The 15,796-nt window shown below is 67.0% G+C and carries 16 protein-coding genes; 10 read left to right on the forward strand and 6 right to left on the reverse strand.

Annotated features, from left to right (window positions below; genetic code table 11):
• The first annotated feature begins 354 nt into the window (after positions 1-354).
• Complete coding sequence (locus tag ACCQ03_RS19455; RefSeq protein ID WP_057677600.1) at positions 355-1,488, forward strand: anhydro-N-acetylmuramic acid kinase; 1,134 nt, start codon at positions 355-357, stop codon at positions 1,486-1,488.
• Between the two features lie 41 nt (positions 1,489-1,529).
• Here the strand turns inward: ACCQ03_RS19455 and ACCQ03_RS19460 are convergent, their stop codons facing one another.
• The 3 genes from ACCQ03_RS19460 to ACCQ03_RS19470 all read right to left on the reverse strand — a co-directional run bounded on the left by ACCQ03_RS19460 (position 1,530) and on the right by ACCQ03_RS19470 (position 4,234).
• Positions 1,530-1,757, reverse strand: coding sequence for a hypothetical protein (locus ACCQ03_RS19460; RefSeq protein ID WP_209226150.1), 228 nt, complete (start codon positions 1,755-1,757; stop codon positions 1,530-1,532).
• Between the two features lie 58 nt (positions 1,758-1,815).
• Complete coding sequence (locus ACCQ03_RS19465) at positions 1,816-3,111, reverse strand: AmpG family muropeptide MFS transporter (protein WP_057677599.1); 1,296 nt, start codon at positions 3,109-3,111, stop codon at positions 1,816-1,818.
• A gap of 322 nt (positions 3,112-3,433) precedes the next feature.
• Positions 3,434-4,234: an exodeoxyribonuclease III gene (locus tag ACCQ03_RS19470; RefSeq protein ID WP_057677598.1), complete on the reverse strand. Its 801-nt coding sequence runs from the start codon at positions 4,232-4,234 to the stop codon at positions 3,434-3,436.
• 127 nt (positions 4,235-4,361) lie between these two features.
• On the opposite strand from ACCQ03_RS19470, the gene pyrE reads away from it, so the two are divergent.
• The 9 genes from pyrE (at position 4,362) to ACCQ03_RS19515 (ending at position 11,528) form a co-directional block, all read left to right on the forward strand.
• Positions 4,362-5,021, forward strand: coding sequence for an orotate phosphoribosyltransferase (pyrE, locus tag ACCQ03_RS19475; protein ID WP_057677597.1), 660 nt, complete (start codon positions 4,362-4,364; stop codon positions 5,019-5,021).
• Between the two features lie 49 nt (positions 5,022-5,070).
• Complete coding sequence (locus tag ACCQ03_RS19480; protein WP_017158746.1) at positions 5,071-5,721, forward strand: hypothetical protein; 651 nt, start codon at positions 5,071-5,073, stop codon at positions 5,719-5,721.
• Between the two features lie 114 nt (positions 5,722-5,835).
• Positions 5,836-6,633, forward strand: coding sequence for a ParA family protein (locus ACCQ03_RS19485; RefSeq protein WP_005914407.1), 798 nt, complete (start codon positions 5,836-5,838; stop codon positions 6,631-6,633).
• The gene (locus tag ACCQ03_RS19490) at positions 6,633-7,562 is read left to right on the forward strand and encodes a ParB/RepB/Spo0J family partition protein (RefSeq protein WP_017156762.1); all 930 of its coding nucleotides are present in this window, start codon (positions 6,633-6,635) and stop codon (positions 7,560-7,562) included. The genes ACCQ03_RS19485 and ACCQ03_RS19490 overlap by 1 nt, the downstream gene beginning before the upstream one ends.
• A gap of 33 nt (positions 7,563-7,595) precedes the next feature.
• The gene (locus ACCQ03_RS19495) at positions 7,596-7,904 is read left to right on the forward strand and encodes a helix-hairpin-helix domain-containing protein (protein ID WP_008571192.1); all 309 of its coding nucleotides are present in this window, start codon (positions 7,596-7,598) and stop codon (positions 7,902-7,904) included.
• Positions 7,905-8,108: 204 nt separating this feature from the next.
• Positions 8,109-9,074, forward strand: a complete 966-nt coding sequence (locus ACCQ03_RS19500) for an SDR family NAD(P)-dependent oxidoreductase (RefSeq protein WP_057678697.1) — start codon at positions 8,109-8,111, stop codon at positions 9,072-9,074.
• Between the two features lie 365 nt (positions 9,075-9,439).
• A complete protein-coding gene (locus ACCQ03_RS19505; protein WP_057678696.1) occupies positions 9,440-10,162 on the forward strand; it encodes a glycosyltransferase family 2 protein in 723 nt (240 codons plus the stop codon).
• On the forward strand, positions 10,162-10,503 hold the full coding sequence (locus ACCQ03_RS19510; RefSeq protein ID WP_017156759.1) for a lipid-A-disaccharide synthase N-terminal domain-containing protein: 342 nt from the start codon (positions 10,162-10,164) through the stop codon (positions 10,501-10,503). The genes ACCQ03_RS19505 and ACCQ03_RS19510 overlap by 1 nt, the downstream gene beginning before the upstream one ends.
• A gap of 425 nt (positions 10,504-10,928) precedes the next feature.
• Complete coding sequence (locus ACCQ03_RS19515; RefSeq protein ID WP_057678695.1) at positions 10,929-11,528, forward strand: hypothetical protein; 600 nt, start codon at positions 10,929-10,931, stop codon at positions 11,526-11,528.
• A gap of 79 nt (positions 11,529-11,607) precedes the next feature.
• Here ACCQ03_RS19515 and ACCQ03_RS19520 read toward each other — a convergent pair whose 3' ends face one another.
• From ACCQ03_RS19520 to coaBC, 3 genes are read right to left on the reverse strand one after another with little or no spacing between them, the layout of a single operon-like run.
• Entirely contained in the window at positions 11,608-13,953 is a 2,346-nt protein-coding gene (locus ACCQ03_RS19520; protein ID WP_209226146.1) for a phosphomannomutase/phosphoglucomutase, read from the reverse strand.
• A gap of 13 nt (positions 13,954-13,966) precedes the next feature.
• Positions 13,967-14,434 carry a dUTP diphosphatase gene (gene dut, locus ACCQ03_RS19525; protein WP_209226142.1) on the reverse strand — a complete coding sequence of 156 codons (468 nt, stop codon included), beginning with the start codon at positions 14,432-14,434 and terminating at the stop codon, positions 13,967-13,969.
• Entirely contained in the window at positions 14,431-15,705 is a 1,275-nt protein-coding gene (coaBC, locus tag ACCQ03_RS19530) for a bifunctional phosphopantothenoylcysteine decarboxylase/phosphopantothenate--cysteine ligase CoaBC (protein ID WP_057685211.1), read from the reverse strand. The genes dut and coaBC overlap by 4 nt, the downstream gene beginning before the upstream one ends.
• Positions 15,706-15,796 lie beyond the last annotated feature (91 nt).

Here is a 15,796-nt window from a genome sequence, read left to right on the forward strand (position 1 = left end):
TTGCGGCTGCGTAGCGAAGTGGCGCAGCAAGGGCTGGGCGCTCCCTCCAGCCGTGTCGCGTGGTCGTTGCCGTGCAGCTACTTGCTGCAGCGAACTGCGGGTGGTGAATGCTGCGACTTCCCAATCCGGCAGCTGGCTCTGCTGTCGACCGACAGCTTCTGGCGCGACTGCCGATCTGACGATGCCCGAGGTGGGCAGGGCGTCTCGAGGCACAGGCGATGGCCGTGGCAGCGATTGCAGCCCATGCCGGCCCGGCGATGACGCGCCAGCTGCACGGCTGCTACCCACGTCATACCGGTTGACGGACCCGGCCCGGCTGCACAAGCTGGCCGGCCGTGTCTTTCTGGCTTCGGCATGTCTGTCTTGGAACACGTTGACTCTCCCTTGTATCTGGGCCTGATGTCGGGCACCAGCGCCGACGGCATCGATGCCGCGCTGGTGCGCTTTGCCGACGCCACCCACCGCCGCTGCGAATTGGTGGCCGGGGCGACGGTGGCGTGGGAGCCGCAGTTGCGGCAGACCTTGGTGGCGATAGGCCAGGGCGCCGAGACGGTGGCCATCGATGCGCTGGGCCAGCTGGACGCCCAAGTGGGGCTGGCATTCGCGGCGGCAGCCAATCAGTTGATCGGCGACAGTGGCGTGGAGCGTCGGCAGATTCGTGCGATCGGCTCGCATGGGCAGACCATCCGCCACCGGCCCAACGCCAACCCGACGTTCACCTGGCAGATCGGCGATGCCAGCCGAATTGCCGAGCACACCGGCATCACCACGGTGGCCGATTTCCGCCGCCGCGATGTGGCCGCCAGAGGCCAGGGCGCGCCACTGATGCCCGCCTTCCACCTGGCCATGCTGGGCGCAGGCGATGAAGACCGCGCGGTGCTCAATCTGGGCGGGATCGGCAACCTGACCTTGATTGCGCGCGATGGCGCGGTGCTGGGATTCGATACCGGCCCGGCCAATGCATTGCTGGACAGTTGGTGCCAACGCCATCACGGCACGCCGTTCGATGCCGAGGGTGCGTTTGCCGCCAGCGGGCGCGTGGATGCAGCTTTGCTGCAGGCGCTGCTGGCCGACCCGTGGTTTGCGTTACCGCCGCCCAAGAGCACCGGCCGCGAGCAATTCCATCTGGACTGGGCCGTGCAGGCGATGGGCAGCGCGCGGCTGGACGCTGCCGATGTGCAGGCGACCTTGCTCGAACTCACCGCTGCCAGCGTGGCCGATGCCTTGCTGCGGCTACAGCCAACCACGCGCCGGGTGCTGGTCTGCGGCGGCGGCGTACGCAATCCGGTGCTGTTGGCGCGACTGGTGGCGCGGCTGCCGGGCATGGTGGTGGAATCCAGCGCGCAGTACGGGCTGGACCCGGATTACCTGGAAGCGATGGGCTTTGCCTGGCTGGCGGCCGAGCTGCTGGCCGGACGCGCAGCCAATCTGCCCTCGGTGACCGGGGCGGCCGGCCCTCGGCTGTTGGGAGCGATCTATCCGGCGTGAGCGGGGCGGGCTGTGCCGGCCGGGATGGAGCTGCGGCAGCGCTAGGGATTGTTTCCCGCCGGCAGCGCCTTGAGCGCGGCAATCGCCTCGGCCAGGGCATCGACCTCCGGGTGCTGCAGGCCGCCGGTGACTTCGTATTCGCTGGCGAACAGGCCTTGTTCGAGCAGATGCATGACAGTCTGGTGCTGGGTCCAGCTCCGTGCGACGGAAATGCGGCGAATGCGGTCCACCAGCACCGGGTCGATGTCACGCAATACCAGATCGGTCATGCCCTGCCTCGTGCAATGCGCTGCCCCGCGCGCATCATCGGCAACCTTGGCGGACGTTTCAATCCGGCCGCCTGTCGTGCGCCAATAGCCGCGGCCACAGCCAGGCCAGCAACATCAAGGTGGGAATGACGGTCAGGGCGCTGAGGATGAAGAAGGTGCTGTAGGAGGTCGCCTGGACGACGAACCCGGACACGCCACCGGCAAACTTGCCCGGCAGGTTGGCCAGCGAGACCAGCAACGCATACTGGGTTGCGGTGAAGTTGCGGTCGGTCAGCGAGGACATGAAAGCCACCAGCACGGTGGCGGCGAACCCCTGGAAGAGGTTATCGGCACTGAGCGCGGCATAGAACGCCCACAGCTTGCCGGGGTTGTGCGCCATCAGCAGGAACGCCAGGTTGGACAAGGCCACCCCCAGCGCGGCCACCAGCAGCATGCGCCGGAACCCGAACGCGGCAATTGCCGCGCCGCCCGCGAAGGCGCCGACAATCCCCATCCACACGCCGAACAGCTTGGAAACGGTGGCGATATCGGCCTTGGTGAAGCCCGAATCCAGATAGAACGGGCCCGCCATGACGCCGATCACCTGGTCGGGAAACTTGTACAGGCCCACGAACAGCAGCAGCACGATGCCCAGCGCCAGCCCATTGCTGGAAAAGAAGCTGGAAATCGGTTGCCAGAACGCACCGGCGACGTCCACGCGGCGCACCACCGTGGCTTCGGGGCGGCCGGGCTCGCGGCACACCAAGGTGGTGACGATCGGCACCAGCATCAGTGCGGCCATGCCCACGTACGCCCAGGTCCAGCCGAGGTATTGGGCCATGTACAACGCACCGGCACCGCCCAGGATCAGGCCGATGCGGTAGCCCAGCGTGTAGGTCGCCGCCAACGCGGCCTGCGCGGCATCCGGCGCGATTTCGATGCGATAGGCATCGACCACCGAGTCCTGGGTAGCGCCCCAGAACGAGGCGAACAACACCCAAGCGACCAGGCCGGTGACGCTCAGATCCGGGCGCGAAAATGCCAGCGCGAACAGGCCGATGGTGACGCCGATCTGCGCCACCAGCAGCCAGGAACGACGGCGCCCCAGAAACGCGGTGAGCGGAAACGCATAGCGGTCGATCAGCGGCGCCCATAGGAACTTGAGCAGGTAAAAGAAGCTGGCCAGGCTGATCAAGCCGATGCTGCCCAGGTCCAGCCCCACATCGCGCAAACGGGTCGACAAGGTCTGCGAGGCGATCAGCAGGAACGGCAAGCCGCTGCCGAAGCCGAGCAGCGCCATAGTCGCCGCCGATGGCGTGGCGAAGGCGCGCTGGATGCCGCGCCAGCCTTTGTAGGTGGGTGCGGGCGTGGTCATGCCTCACACCAGCGAGCGTGAACGCCCGTGATCGTGGTGGCTGGCGATGCCCACGGCATCGCTGCATGCGGCCCGCCGCGGACGACTGTCATCGCCTCGCGCGTCTGGATTTGCGCGGTCTGTGCAGTCCTGCAACGACGCACATCCGTGTCGAAGAATAACGATCCGAAAAGCATCGGCGGGCTGCGTAATGGCCAATGAGCGCCACCACGCGTGCTGCGGTAGCCAAGGTGCCGCCAGATGGCCCTGTTGGCGGCAAAGTCTTGGCTCCGTTCGGCAACATGCGGGCGCGCTATGGCGCAACCCCCCGACTTGGCCTGCCTCACTGTGCGTAATCCACGATGTACGGCGCGTGGTCGGAGAAGCGCTCTTCGCGGTAGATCGAGCAGGCCCGCAAGGTGTCGCGCAGGCCGGGGGTGACCAGTTGGTAGTCGATGCGCCAACCGACGTTGTTGGCGCGCGCGGCGCCGCGGTTGCTCCACCAGGTGTAGTCCTGGCCTTGCGGGTGCAGGACGCGGTAGCTGTCGACCCAGCCGCGGCCTTCGGCGGGGTTGGCGTCGTCTGCCGCATCGGCGCACAGGCCGTTGAGCCAGTCGCGCTCGGGCGGCAGGCAGCCGGAATTCTTCTGGTTGGACTTCCAGTTCTTGATGTCCAGCGCAGTACGCACGATGTTCCAGTCGCCGCACAGCACGTACTGGCGGCCGCTGGCCAGCCACTCGTCCAGGATCGGCCGCAGCCATTCCATCACCTGGAACTTGTAGCCCTGGCGCAACTCGCCCGAAGAGCCGGACGGGATATAAAAAGAGACCACGCTGAGGTTGCCGAAGCGCGCCTCGATGTACCGGCCTTCTTCGTCGAACTCGGGCCAACCCAGGGCGGTGCGCACTTCGTCGGGCTCGCGCCGGCTGTAGATCGCCACCCCGCTGTAGCCCTTCTTGGTGCTGGCGTCGCGAAACCAGGCCTTGTAGCCGGTGGGCAGGAAATCCGGCCCGGCCAGTTGGTGCTCCTGGGCCTTGGTCTCCTGCACGCACAGCACGTCGGCGTCCTGGGCAGCGAACCACGCGAAGAAACCCTTGCTGGCGGCCGAGCGCAGGCCGTTGGCGTTGAAACTGATGATGCGCATAGATGAAGAGCCGGGATTCGGGAGTGGAAATTGGGGATTCGCGAAAGCGTACCGCATCGGCGGATGCCGTAAGGCGCGACCGGCTATGCTTTCCAATCCCGAATCCCTACTCCCCAATCTCGTCACCATGACCGACCACCGCACCCGTTTCCTGCAACTGGCCCTGGACGCCGATGCCCTGCGCTTTGGCGAGTTCACGCTCAAGTCCGGGCGGCTCAGCCCGTACTTCTTCAATGCCGGGCGCTTCGATTCGGGGGCCAAGACCGCGCAGTTGGCGCAGTGCTATGCCGATGCGATCGATGCGGCCGGGCTGGACTTCGACCTGTTGTTCGGGCCGGCCTACAAGGGCATCCCGTTGGCGACCGCGCTGGCTTGCGCCTACGCAGGGCGCGGGCGCGACCTGCCGCTGGCGTTCAACCGCAAGGAAGCCAAGGACCACGGCGAAGGCGGCACCCTGATCGGGGCGCCACTGGCCGGCCGTAAGGTGTTGATCGTCGATGACGTGATCACCGCCGGCACCGCGATCCGCGAGGCGCTGGCCATCATCCGCGCCGCTGGTGGAGTGCCGTCGGGGATCGTGGTGGCGCTGGACCGGCAGGAAATCGCGTCCGATCAGGACCGCCGTTCCGCCGCTCAGGCGGTGGCAGCCGAGGCCGGCATCCCGGTGATCGCAGTGGCCAACCTGGGCGACCTGCTTGCTTTTGCGGCAGGAAACGCCGACCTTGTGGGCTTCCAGGAACCGCTGCTGGCCTATCGTGGCCGCTACGGGACCGACACCATAGGCTGACGGCAGGCGACAGGGGGCTGCGATGATGCCAATACATACACGTTCGGCGCTGTTCGCCGTTGCGGCGGCTGTCGCTGCGACATGGGTCATGGCGGCGCCGGCCGGTGCGCAGGACAAGCCGGCCGCCAAGAAGTTGTATTGCTGGAACCAGAACGGCGCCCGCGTGTGCAGCGATACGCTGCCGCCGGAGGCGGTGAACCAGGCGCGCGACGAATTCAACGTCAAAAGCGGGATGCGCAGCGCCGAGGTGCAGCGCGCCATGAGCAGCGACGAGCGCGCTGCCGCTGCGGCCAGCGAGCAGCAGCGCCAGGCCGATCTGGCCGCCGAGCAGATGCGCCAGCGCACCGACCAGGCGATGCTGATGTCGTATCAGAGCGAGGACGACCTGCGCCGGGTGTTCAAGGAGCGCATCGCCATCGTGGACAACAACATCCATACCGCGCGCTTCAACGTGACCAGCCTGCGCGAAGGGTTGGCTAGCCTGCTGCGCAGCGCCGGCGACCGCGAGCTGGCCGGCCAGGCAGTGGCCGACAAGCTGGCCGGCGACATCCAGCAGCGCCATCGCGATCTGATGGCACAGTTGCGTCTGCAGATCAGCTTCGAGCAGCAGCGGGTGGCGCTGGATGGCGAGATCACCGACATCCTGCAGCGCTACCGGGCCATGAAGGAGCCACCCGCCAGCGCCCCGCCCGCCGGCTGACCGGTGCTTGCGGCATCCCGCCCGTGCGGCGCACCGCCGCGGGCGGCATTTCCCGATCCGACGCCCTGCCCGCATAATGGCCGGTCTTACTCTTCGCCCACGAGGCTCTTCCGCATGGCCCGGATCATCGCCATTGCCAACCAGAAAGGCGGCGTCGGCAAGACCACGACCGCCGTCAATCTGGCAGCCGGCCTGGCGCGCGCGCCCAAGCGCGTGTTGCTGGTGGATCTGGACTCGCAGGGCAACGCCACCATGGGCAGCGGCATCGACAAGCGCGATGTGGCCGCCTCCACCTGCGACCTGCTGCTGGGCGAAAACACCGCCGCGCAGATCCGGGTCACCGCGCCGGAAGGCTTCGACCTGCTGCCGGGCAACATCGACCTGACCGCCGCCGAGATCCAGCTGATGGACCAGGGTGAGCGCGAACAGCGGCTCAAGCGCGCCTTGGCGCCGATCCGCGACGAGTACGACTTCATCCTGATCGACTGCCCCCCGGCGTTGTCGCTGCTCACGCTCAACGCGTTGACCGCGGCCGATTCCATCATCGTGCCGATGCAGTGCGAGTACTACGCGCTGGAAGGGTTGACCGCGCTGCTGGAAACCATCGAAGCGCTGCGCGCCAACCTCAACCCGGCGCTGGAAATCGAAGGCGTGCTGCGCACCATGTTCGACATCCGCAACAACCTGGCCAATGCGGTATCGGCCGAATTGACCGAGCATTTCGGCGACAAGGTGTTCCGCACCATCGTGCCGCGCAACGTGCGCCTGGCCGAGGCGCCCAGCCATGGCCAGAGCATCGTCGGTTACGACCGCACCTCGCGCGGCGGGGTGGCCTACCTGGGGCTTGCCGGCGAGATCGTGCGTCGCCAGAACGACCGCAACAAGGCCGTCCGGCCGGTGGAGACCGTCTGATGAACAAGCCGATGCCCGCAAAGAAGCGTGGCCTGGGCCGTGGCCTGGAAGCGCTGTTGGGGCCCAAGGGTGCGGCCGCCGCCGCAGCACCGGCCGGTGCCGACGAACAGGCGTTGCAGCCTGGCGATAGCTTGCGCCAGTTGCCGGTGACCCAGCTGCAGCCGGGCAAGTACCAGCCGCGCCGGGAGATGGACGAGGTCAAGCTGGCCGAGTTGGCGGAGTCGATCAAGGCGCAGGGCGTGATCCAGCCCATCGTGGCGCGCGAGCTGGCGCCGGGGCAGTTCGAGATCGTGGCCGGCGAACGCCGCTGGCGCGCTTCGCAGCTGGCTGGGCTGACCGAGGTGCCGGTGGTGGTGCGCGAGCTGGACGACCGCACCGTCATCGCGATGGCGCTGATCGAAAACATCCAGCGCGAAGACCTCAACCCGCTGGAAGAAGCGCAGGCGCTGCAGCGGCTGATCGACGAATTTTCGCTGACCCATGCCGAGGCCGCCGGCGCGGTGGGACGTTCGCGTGCGTCGGTGTCCAATCTGCTGCGGTTGCTGGAATTGCCGGTGGCCATCCGCGTGTTGCTGGAAACCCGCCGACTGGAAATGGGCCACGCGCGCGCGCTGCTCACCCTGGCGCCGGAGCTGGCCAGCAAGCTGGCGCAGGAAGCGGCCGACCAGGGCTGGTCGGTGCGCGAAGTCGAACACCGCGCGCAGCAGTTCGCCGCCGGCAAGGTGCCCGGCTCGCTGCGCAAGGGCAAGCCGGCGCCGGTGGCCCCACAGGCCGATATCGCCTCGCTGGAAACCGAACTGTCCGAGTCGCTGGGCACCAAGGTGGTGTTCAATCACGGCCGCGGCGGCAAGGGCAAGCTGGTGATCCATTACACCGATCTGGACACGCTGGACGGCGTGCTCGAACGCCTGCGCGTGCAGCGCAGCTAGTCGCTTGCCCATTCAACAGGATCCTCGCCGGCCATGAATCCCGCCAAGGTGGACCGCCAGCACCTGCTGCAGCTGACCGACCTGCCCAACGTCGGGCCGGCCTGCGAAAAGGACCTGCGCCTGATCGGCATCCGCGTGCCTGCGCAGCTGCGCGGTCGCGATGCCTACGACATGCATGCACAGCTATGCCTGCGCACCGGCGTGCTGCACGACCCCTGCGTGATCGATGTGTTCCTGTCGATCGTGCGCTTCATGGACGGCGAGGCGGCGCAGCCGTGGTGGAAGTTCAGCGCCGAACGCAAGGCCAAGCTTGCCAGCGAAGCGCCGCTCGCCCTGCGGTGAGCGGCCACGCATGGTGCGCTGCAGCCTTGATGTTGAGCGCCGCATGCGCTGCGAGCACCGCCAATCGCGCCTGGCGCACTGCGCACGGCAGGCGCGTTGGCAGCAGGAAGATGCCGAACCCACTCGCGGCGGCGCCTGCAATGCGCCGCGCGTGCGCATCCGGAGCGCCAGCCTTTTATTTCCGTATTTCCCAGGATCACAGCCATGACCATTCTCGTCACCGGCGCTGCCGGTTTCATCGGTGCCTATACCTGCCGCGCGCTGGCTGCACGCGGTGAGACGGTGGTGGGGCTGGACAACTACAACAGCTACTACGACCCGCAGCTCAAGCGCGACCGGGTGGCGGCGCTGTGCCCCGGCATCGATATCCGCACGCTGGATCTGACCGATCGCGAGGGTCTGGCCGCACTGTTCGATGAGATCCAGCCGACCCGCGTGGTGCATCTGGCGGCGCAGGCGGGCGTGCGGTATTCGCTGGAAAACCCGCACGCTTACGTGGACAGCAACCTGGTTGGCTTCGTCAACATGCTCGAGCTGTGCCGGCACCGCGGCGTGCAGCACCTGGTGTATGCCTCAAGCAGTTCGGTCTACGGCGATTCGGCCACCCCGCCGTTCTCCGAAGACCAGCGCGTGGACCAGCCGCGTTCGTTGTACGCGGCAACCAAGGCCGCCAACGAACTGATGGGCTACACCTATGCGCAGCTGTATGGCCTGCGCGCGACCGGGCTGCGCTTTTTCACGGTGTACGGGCCGTGGGGCCGGCCGGATATGGCGCCGCTGATTTTCAGCCGTGCGGTGCTGGCGGGGCGGCCGATCGAGGTGTTCAACCACGGCAAGATGCAGCGCGATTTTACCTTCGTCGACGACATCGTGGCCGGTGTGCTGGGCGCGCTGGACACGCCCAGTACTGCGCCGGTGCCGCACCGGGTGTTCAACCTGGGCAACCACACGCCGGTGGAGCTGGAGACCTTCATCGAGGTGATTGCGCAGGCCGCCGGCCGCCCAGCCGAGAAAGTCTACCGGCCGATGCAGCCGGGCGACATGCTCCGCACCATGGCCGATACGCAGCGTGCGCAGGCCGCCTTCGGGTTCGATCCGGCGACCCCGGTCGAGCGTGGTTTGCCGCAGGTCGTGGCTTGGTGCCGGCAGTATTTCGGCGAGCGCGCCTAGCGCTTGGTGGGGTCTGCGGCGCAGGTGCGCGACGGCATCGATGGACCCATGGAGCGCAGGGCGCCGAGGCCGCCATGCGAGCCAGATGCAGGGCTTGCCTTCGATCAGCCGCCCTGGCGTACGACCGCATGGCAGACACGCGATGCACGTGGCGATGGGTGCCAGCTGCGCTGCAGCGGGCGATCAGGCGTGATCGGCCCGCGAGTCCACGCATTTGCAGCCTTGGCCACTCCCCACCACACGCTACAGGCTGCTTCCAACCGTTCCGCTGCGCATAACGCGTGCATGCTTCATGCCTGACTCAGAGAGTCAGGGCACAATGCCCGATCTTTTTCGCTCAGCCTTCATCCGGCTACCCCGCATCCATGAGCCAACCTCAGCTGTCCGTCGTCGTCCCGGTATTCAACGAGCGCGATAACGTCGCCACGCTGGTGGGCGAAATCGTCAGCGCCCTGCGCGGCGTGGTGGCCTTCGAAATCGTGTATGTCGACGACCATTCGCGCGACGACACGCTCTCAGTGCTGCAAGGCCTGAAGAGCACCACACCGGAACTGCGCGTGTTGCATCATGTGACCCAGAGCGGCCAGAGCACGGCGGTGCGCAGCGGGGTGAAGGCCGCACGCGCCAGCTGGATCGCCACGCTCGATGGCGACGGCCAGAACGACCCGGCCGACATCCCCAAGCTGCTCATCGCGCGCAGTCAAGCGCAGGCGCAGGTGAAGCTGTTCGCCGGCTGGCGGGTCAATCGCCAGGATTCCGGCTCCAAGCGCTGGGCCAGCAAATGGGCCAACGCGATCCGCTCACGCATGCTGCGCGACAACACGCCCGACACCGGCTGCGGCATCAAGCTGTTCGAGCGCGAGGCGTTCCTGGACCTGCCGTACTTCGACCACATGCATCGCTACCTGCCGGCGTTGATGCAGCGCGCCGGCTGGCGCACGGTGAGCGTGCCGGTCAACCACCGCCACCGCACCGCCGGGGTGTCCAAGTACAACAATCTCAATCGCGCCCTGGTCGGCATCCGCGACCTGCGCGGCGTGGCGTGGCTGATCACCCGCAGCAAGCGCACCGTGGTGGAGGAACGTTGATGGAAACGAACCTGCTGGACCAGCAACTGACCTGGCTGTACTGGACCGGCATCCATGTGACCGGGTGGAAGCTGATCGGCTATGTCGGTGCGCTGATGTTCGGTGGCCGCTGGCTGGTGCAGTTCGTTGCCTCCAAGCGCGCCGGCAAACCGGTGATTCCGCGCCTGTTCTGGTACATGAGCGTGGTCGGCAGCCTGATGACGCTGAGCTACTTCGTGTTTTCGGCCAAGCAGGATTCGGTGGGCGTGTTGCAGAACCTGTTCCCGGCGTTTACCGCGTTTTACAGCCTGTATCTGGATGTGAAACATCGCGGGTGGAAACGCGACCGGGCCGGTCATTGAGGCGGGGATTTGGGATTTGGGATTTGGGATTCGGGAATCGAATCTCCTGGGCCGAATAGTTGCTGTGATCGAACGCAATTGGTGAGCGCCGTGGTGGTTGAGATGGATACGAGTGCGTGTCGCTGCAAAATCCATTGCCGCATCTGATTTTTGGTGATCCTTCGTGGTTTGGCGCTGCCTCAGCGTACGGAATTGATCCGGGTGCGCTGCGACAGAAGCGATCCGGGCCCACTGCATCTCACCGACCAGGTTTTGGGGATGTGATGCACGTGATTGATGAGCGCCTGCGCGCCTCGACGTCACCCGCTGCATCCACCCAATGCAGCGCAGCTTGCCGGAGGCGTGGCGATAGCGTTGACCGCTGATATCCACTTTTCGGACATGCCACTGCGCGCGCGGCCGACGCGATCGTGGGTTGCCTGCCGATGTCGCCGTTCCTGCGCCACGGGCACGCTGTCACCATGTCCAGAGCGCTCCGTCCTCGCCCCCTGTCCACGCCGACGCTTGAAGCAGCGTATTGGCATTTGCGGCTGCCCACGCATCAGCACGTGCCGCTATTCGCGGATTGGCGCTGCGCTCGCGCCGCGGCGGCCAGCCTGGCGCTGCCACGCCATTGGCAAGGTGCGCAGTTGTTGTGCTGGGTGTTGTTGCCTGACACGTGGTGCGGGTTGCTGCAGGCACCGAGCAAGGCGGCATTGCTGCAATTGGCCATGGCGGCGCGACTGAAGACTACCGATGCAGTCAATCGCGCACGCGGGCGTGGTGGAACGGTGTGGCAGCCGCAGATGCAGGTCACGGCGCTCCCGCTGCAAAGCGATCATCGACAGTTCGCCCGCACGCTGGTCGCCTTACCCCTGCGGGCGGGCCTGGCCGAGCAGGTGGGCGGGTATCCGTACTGGGACGCAGTCTGGCTATTGCCGGTCGGTCACGGCGCCGCATCGATCACCACGCAATGCGGTCGCGCCGAGCCAACCGGAGCAGGTGGAACACACGGGCGACCGCGTACACCGGGAGATGCCGGATGACGGCCCGCCGCGTCGCGCACCGGCCCAGCTGCGTTGCCTCTCCACAGGCAACGCAGCGAACGGTCCGCGCATCCGGCAATCAGAACGCCAATGGATGCTCCGGCAACAACGTCTGCAGTTCGTTGCGGAACAGCGTGCGAATCCGCTGCAATGCGGCCTCGCTGTCGGCTTCGAACCGCAACACCAGGATCGGCGTGGTATTGGAGGCGCGTACCAGACCCCAGCCGTCGATGAAGTCCGCGCGTAGCCCATCGATGGTCGACAGCCGCGCCGATTCGAACGGCGATTCTTCGCCGGTCTGCGCACGCGCGACAAAGCGCGCCACCAGCGCATGCCCATCGCCTTCCACCGGCACCTTGATCTCCGGCGTAGCGACACTTTCAGGCAAGGCGTCCAGCACCTCGGACGGCGTCTGCTCGCGCTGGGCCAGGATTTCCAGCAAGCGTGCGGCAGCGTAGATGCCGTCGTCAAAGCCGTACCAGCGCTCCTTGAAGAAGAAGTGCCCGCTCATCTCGCCAGCCAGTTCGGCGTCGGTCTCGCGCATCTTGGACTTGATCAACGAATGACCAGTCTTCCACATCAGCGGACTGCCGCCGTTGCGCAACACGTAGTCGGACAGCTTGCCGGTGCACTTCACGTCGTAGATGACCAATGCGCCCGGATTGCGCTGCAGCACATCGGCGGCGAACAGCATCAGCAGGCGGTCCGGAAACACCATCGCGCCTTCCTTGGTCACCACGCCCAGGCGATCGGCATCGCCATCGAACGCCACGCCGATATCCGCATCGAAACGCTGCACCATCTTCACCAGGTCGTTGAGATTGTGCGGCTCGCTCGGATCGGGGTGATGGTTGGGAAAGGTGCCGTCGATGTCGCAGTACAACGGAATCACTTCGGCACCGATCGCTTCCAGCAGGCGCGGTGCGATCTCGCCGGCCGCGCCGTTGCCGGCATCCACCACGACCTTGATCGGGCGGTCCAGCTGGACGTCGTCGGCGATGCGCTGGATGTAGGCATCGCTGATGTCGCGCTGTTCCAGCTCGCCAGGCGTGGCAGCGGTATGCAGGCGGCCTTCGTTGATGCGCTGGTGCAGTTCGGCGATAGCGGCGCCGGACAAGGTCTCGCCGCCGATCACGATCTTGAAGCCGTTGTAGTCCGGTGGATTGTGGCTGCCGGTCACCGCCACACAGCTGCCGGCACGCAGTTCGTACGCGCCGAAGTACACCACCGGCGTCGGTGCAAGGCCGATGTCGGTCACGTTGCAGCCGGCGCGGCGCAGGCCTTCGATCAGGCCATTGCTCAGCTCCGGTCCGGACAGCCGGCCGTCGCGACCGACCACCACATCGCGCAGTCCCTGCGCCTGCATCACGCTGCCGATGGCCTGGCCGATCAAGGCGGCAACGCCGGGGTTGAGGTCTTGGCCGACCACGCCGCGGATGTCGTAGGCACGGAACATCTCGGTGGCGACCTGCACTGCCGGCACCAGCGCTGGCGGTGCTGGCGGTGCCTCGACGTCCAGCGCGCGTGCTTCGCTGGCAACGCTGGCGTCGTGCTGCAGGCTTTGACTGAAGGTGGGTTCATCGGCGCCGGATTGGTTGGCAACCCGGCGCCGCGGCAAGGCCACCTGCCCCCGGCTGGCCAGCACCAGCAGCACCGCAATGATCAGCAGCAATGCCGCCACGATGGCGCAACCGACGGCGCCCAAGCCCAGCGGGCCGCTATCGCCTTGCGGCACCGCCGCAGCCACGCGCAAGCCGCTGTTCCCAAGCGGCCTGGCCAGCGTTTCGGCGGCATCGGCCAGTGCCATATCGCCCTGCTGGGCGACGTTGTAGCTGCCCTGGCGCAGGGCCAGGTAGGCGCTGCTTGGTGCCGCAATTGCATCCAGCGGGCCGGTCAGGCGCAGCAACGGCAACCGCGCATACGCCACCGCCGGCTGCCCGCTAAGGCGCACCGCGGCAGCCACGCCCAGGCGGACTTGTTTGGCGTCGCGCACGACCCGGACCTGGGCACGGTCGGCCACCTGCGCCGATTCGAGCAGGCTCAGACGCGCGTAACCGAAATCCTTTGGGTTGGCATAGGCCGCGGCAAGGTCCCCAGGCAGCACCTGGACATCCTCGGCACCTTTGAAACGCTCGCGGATGGCCGATGCGGCCGCCAGTGCGTCGCCACCGGCCAACGCAGCGACGACCGGCGGCTGCTTGAGCACCGCATCGAGCTGGCCGGCCTGCGTGGCCATGGCCTGGCCTAGGTCCTGCACGGCACGGTCGCGCACCTGCTCCAGCCCTTGCGCCACCGTGTCTTGGCGCCATTGCGCATAACTGTTCCAGCCGAACCAGGCAGCCAGCAGCACCAAGATGCCCCCCAACACCGGACCACTCGTACGCACGCTGGACATCCCCTGCCTGCGCTCGTTCGTCTTGCTCATGTCATTTCCCCTGTCAGCGCACGCCGGTGTGGCCGAATCCACCCGCTCCCCGCGCGCTGTCGACGAAAGTATCCACCACTTGCAAGCCCATACGCACGATCGGCAGGACCACCAGCTGCGCGATGCGGTCGCCCGGCTCGATGGTGAAGGCCTCGCGACCGCGATTCCAGGTGCTGATCAGCAACGAGCCCTGGTAATCGGCATCGATCAAACCGGTGCCGTTGCCAAGCACGATGCCGTGGCGATGACCCAACCCCGAGCGCGGCAGGATCACCGCGCACAGCTGCGGGTCGGCCAGATGGATCGCGATACCGCTGGGAATCAACGCCGCATCGCCCGGCTGCAGCGTCATCGGCGCCTCCAGCGCGGCGCGCAGGTCCATGCCGGCACTGGATTCGGTGGCATAGGCCGGCAGCGGCCACAGATCGCCGAAGCGCGGGTCGAGCAACTTCACCTGCAAGGACTGGGTTGGGGGGCTCATGCCTGCAATCTCTCCGCGATCAGGGCCAGCAGCTGGTCTGCCAACTCGGTCTTGCTGCTGCTGGGGAACACGCGCTCGCCGCCCTGCCAATAGGCCGTGGCTGCGTTGTTGTCGCTCTCGAATCCGCCGCCTTCGATCCCCACCTGGTTGGCGATGATCAGGTCCAGCCGCTTGGCCGCCAGCTTGCCACGGGCGTAATGCTCCACGTCGTGCGTTTCGGCAGCAAAACCGACCACCAGTTTCAGCGCGCCGGTCTGCGCGGCGACCTCGGACAGGATGTCCGGGGTGCGCACCAGTTCCAGGGTCAACGTTTCGCCGGTCTTCTTGATCTTTTGCGACACCACCCGCTTGGGGGTGTAGTCGGCCACGGCGGCAGCGCCGATGTAGATGTCGGCCGGGAATGCGCCCAGCACCGCGTCGCGCATCTGCGCGGCCGAGCGCACGTCGATGCGCTGCACGCCGGGTGGGGTGGTCTGATGCACCGGCCCGCTGACCAGCACCACATCGGCGCCCTGCCTGGCAGCTGCGGCGGCCAGGGCATAGCCCATCTTGCCGCTGCTGCGATTGCCGACGTAGCGCACCGGGTCCAGGTCTTCGAAGGTGGGGCCGGCACTGATCACGATGCGCAGGCCTTCCAGCTGGGCGCTGCTGGGAATGAAGACGGGCGCGGCGACGCTCTTGGCGCCCTCCGGGGCAGCGTTGGCGACCGCCGCGCCGCCGGCCAGCGCCGCAATGATCGCCGCCGGTTCGGCCAGCCGGCCGGGGCCGGATTCGCCCTCGGCCAGCGGGCCGTCGTCAGGGCCCACCACCGCCACCCCGCGCGCGCGCAGGGTGGCGATATTGGCCTGGGTGGCCGGATGCAGCCACATGCGGTGGTTCATGGCCGGCGCCACGGTCAGCGGCGCGGTCGTGGCCAGGCACAGCGTGGTGACCAGATCGTCGGCCAGACCATGCGCCAGACGCGCCAGCAGGTCGGCGGTCGCCGGGGCGACGATCACCCGGTCGGCCCAGCGCGCCAGTTCGATGTGGCCCATCGCCTGCTCGGCGGCGCTGTCCCACAGCGTGGTGCGGGTGGGCTGCCCGGACAATGCCTGGAAGCTGAGCGGGGTGACGAATTGTTGCGCACCGCCGGTCATGGCGACCTGCACCTGCGCACCGGCGTCGCGCAGGCGACGGACCAGTTCGAGCGATTTGTAAGCGGCGATGCCTCCGCCGACGCACAGCAGCAAACGCTGTCCGTCCAGGGGGCGGGCCTGAGTGGAGCCGATCACGTCGGGGTCGTCCTACGGTTACAAGGACAACTAGATTAGCCGATGCCTCTGCTTGGCCTGATGGGCGTCGGCGATGAGCACCGGCAATCTC

The organism is Xanthomonas sp. NCPPB 3569, assembly GCF_041475645.2.
Classification (GTDB): Bacteria; Pseudomonadota; Gammaproteobacteria; order Xanthomonadales; family Xanthomonadaceae; genus Xanthomonas; species Xanthomonas phaseoli.

Coding starts and splice junctions, on each gene's coding strand:
- ACCQ03_RS19500 (WP_057678697.1), top strand. CDS start 8,109: ATGACCATTCTCGTCACCGGCGCTGCCGGTTTCATCGGTGCCTATACC.
- ACCQ03_RS19470 (WP_057677598.1), bottom strand. CDS start 4,234: ATGCGCATCATCAGTTTCAACGCCAACGGCCTGCGCTCGGCCGCCAGC.
- ACCQ03_RS19495 (WP_008571192.1), top strand. CDS start 7,596: ATGAATCCCGCCAAGGTGGACCGCCAGCACCTGCTGCAGCTGACCGAC.
- ACCQ03_RS19490 (WP_017156762.1), top strand. CDS start 6,633: ATGAACAAGCCGATGCCCGCAAAGAAGCGTGGCCTGGGCCGTGGCCTG.
- ACCQ03_RS19460 (WP_209226150.1), bottom strand. CDS start 1,757: ATGACCGATCTGGTATTGCGTGACATCGACCCGGTGCTGGTGGACCGC.
- ACCQ03_RS19510 (WP_017156759.1), top strand. CDS start 10,162: ATGGAAACGAACCTGCTGGACCAGCAACTGACCTGGCTGTACTGGACC.
- ACCQ03_RS19520 (WP_209226146.1), bottom strand. CDS start 13,953: ATGAGCAAGACGAACGAGCGCAGGCAGGGGATGTCCAGCGTGCGTACG.
- ACCQ03_RS19465 (WP_057677599.1), bottom strand. CDS start 3,111: ATGACCACGCCCGCACCCACCTACAAAGGCTGGCGCGGCATCCAGCGC.
- ACCQ03_RS19505 (WP_057678696.1), top strand. CDS start 9,440: ATGAGCCAACCTCAGCTGTCCGTCGTCGTCCCGGTATTCAACGAGCGC.
- ACCQ03_RS19515 (WP_057678695.1), top strand. CDS start 10,929: ATGTCGCCGTTCCTGCGCCACGGGCACGCTGTCACCATGTCCAGAGCG.
- pyrE (WP_057677597.1), top strand. CDS start 4,362: ATGACCGACCACCGCACCCGTTTCCTGCAACTGGCCCTGGACGCCGAT.
- ACCQ03_RS19455 (WP_057677600.1), top strand. CDS start 355: ATGTCTGTCTTGGAACACGTTGACTCTCCCTTGTATCTGGGCCTGATG.
- ACCQ03_RS19485 (WP_005914407.1), top strand. CDS start 5,836: ATGGCCCGGATCATCGCCATTGCCAACCAGAAAGGCGGCGTCGGCAAG.
- dut (WP_209226142.1), bottom strand. CDS start 14,434: ATGAGCCCCCCAACCCAGTCCTTGCAGGTGAAGTTGCTCGACCCGCGC.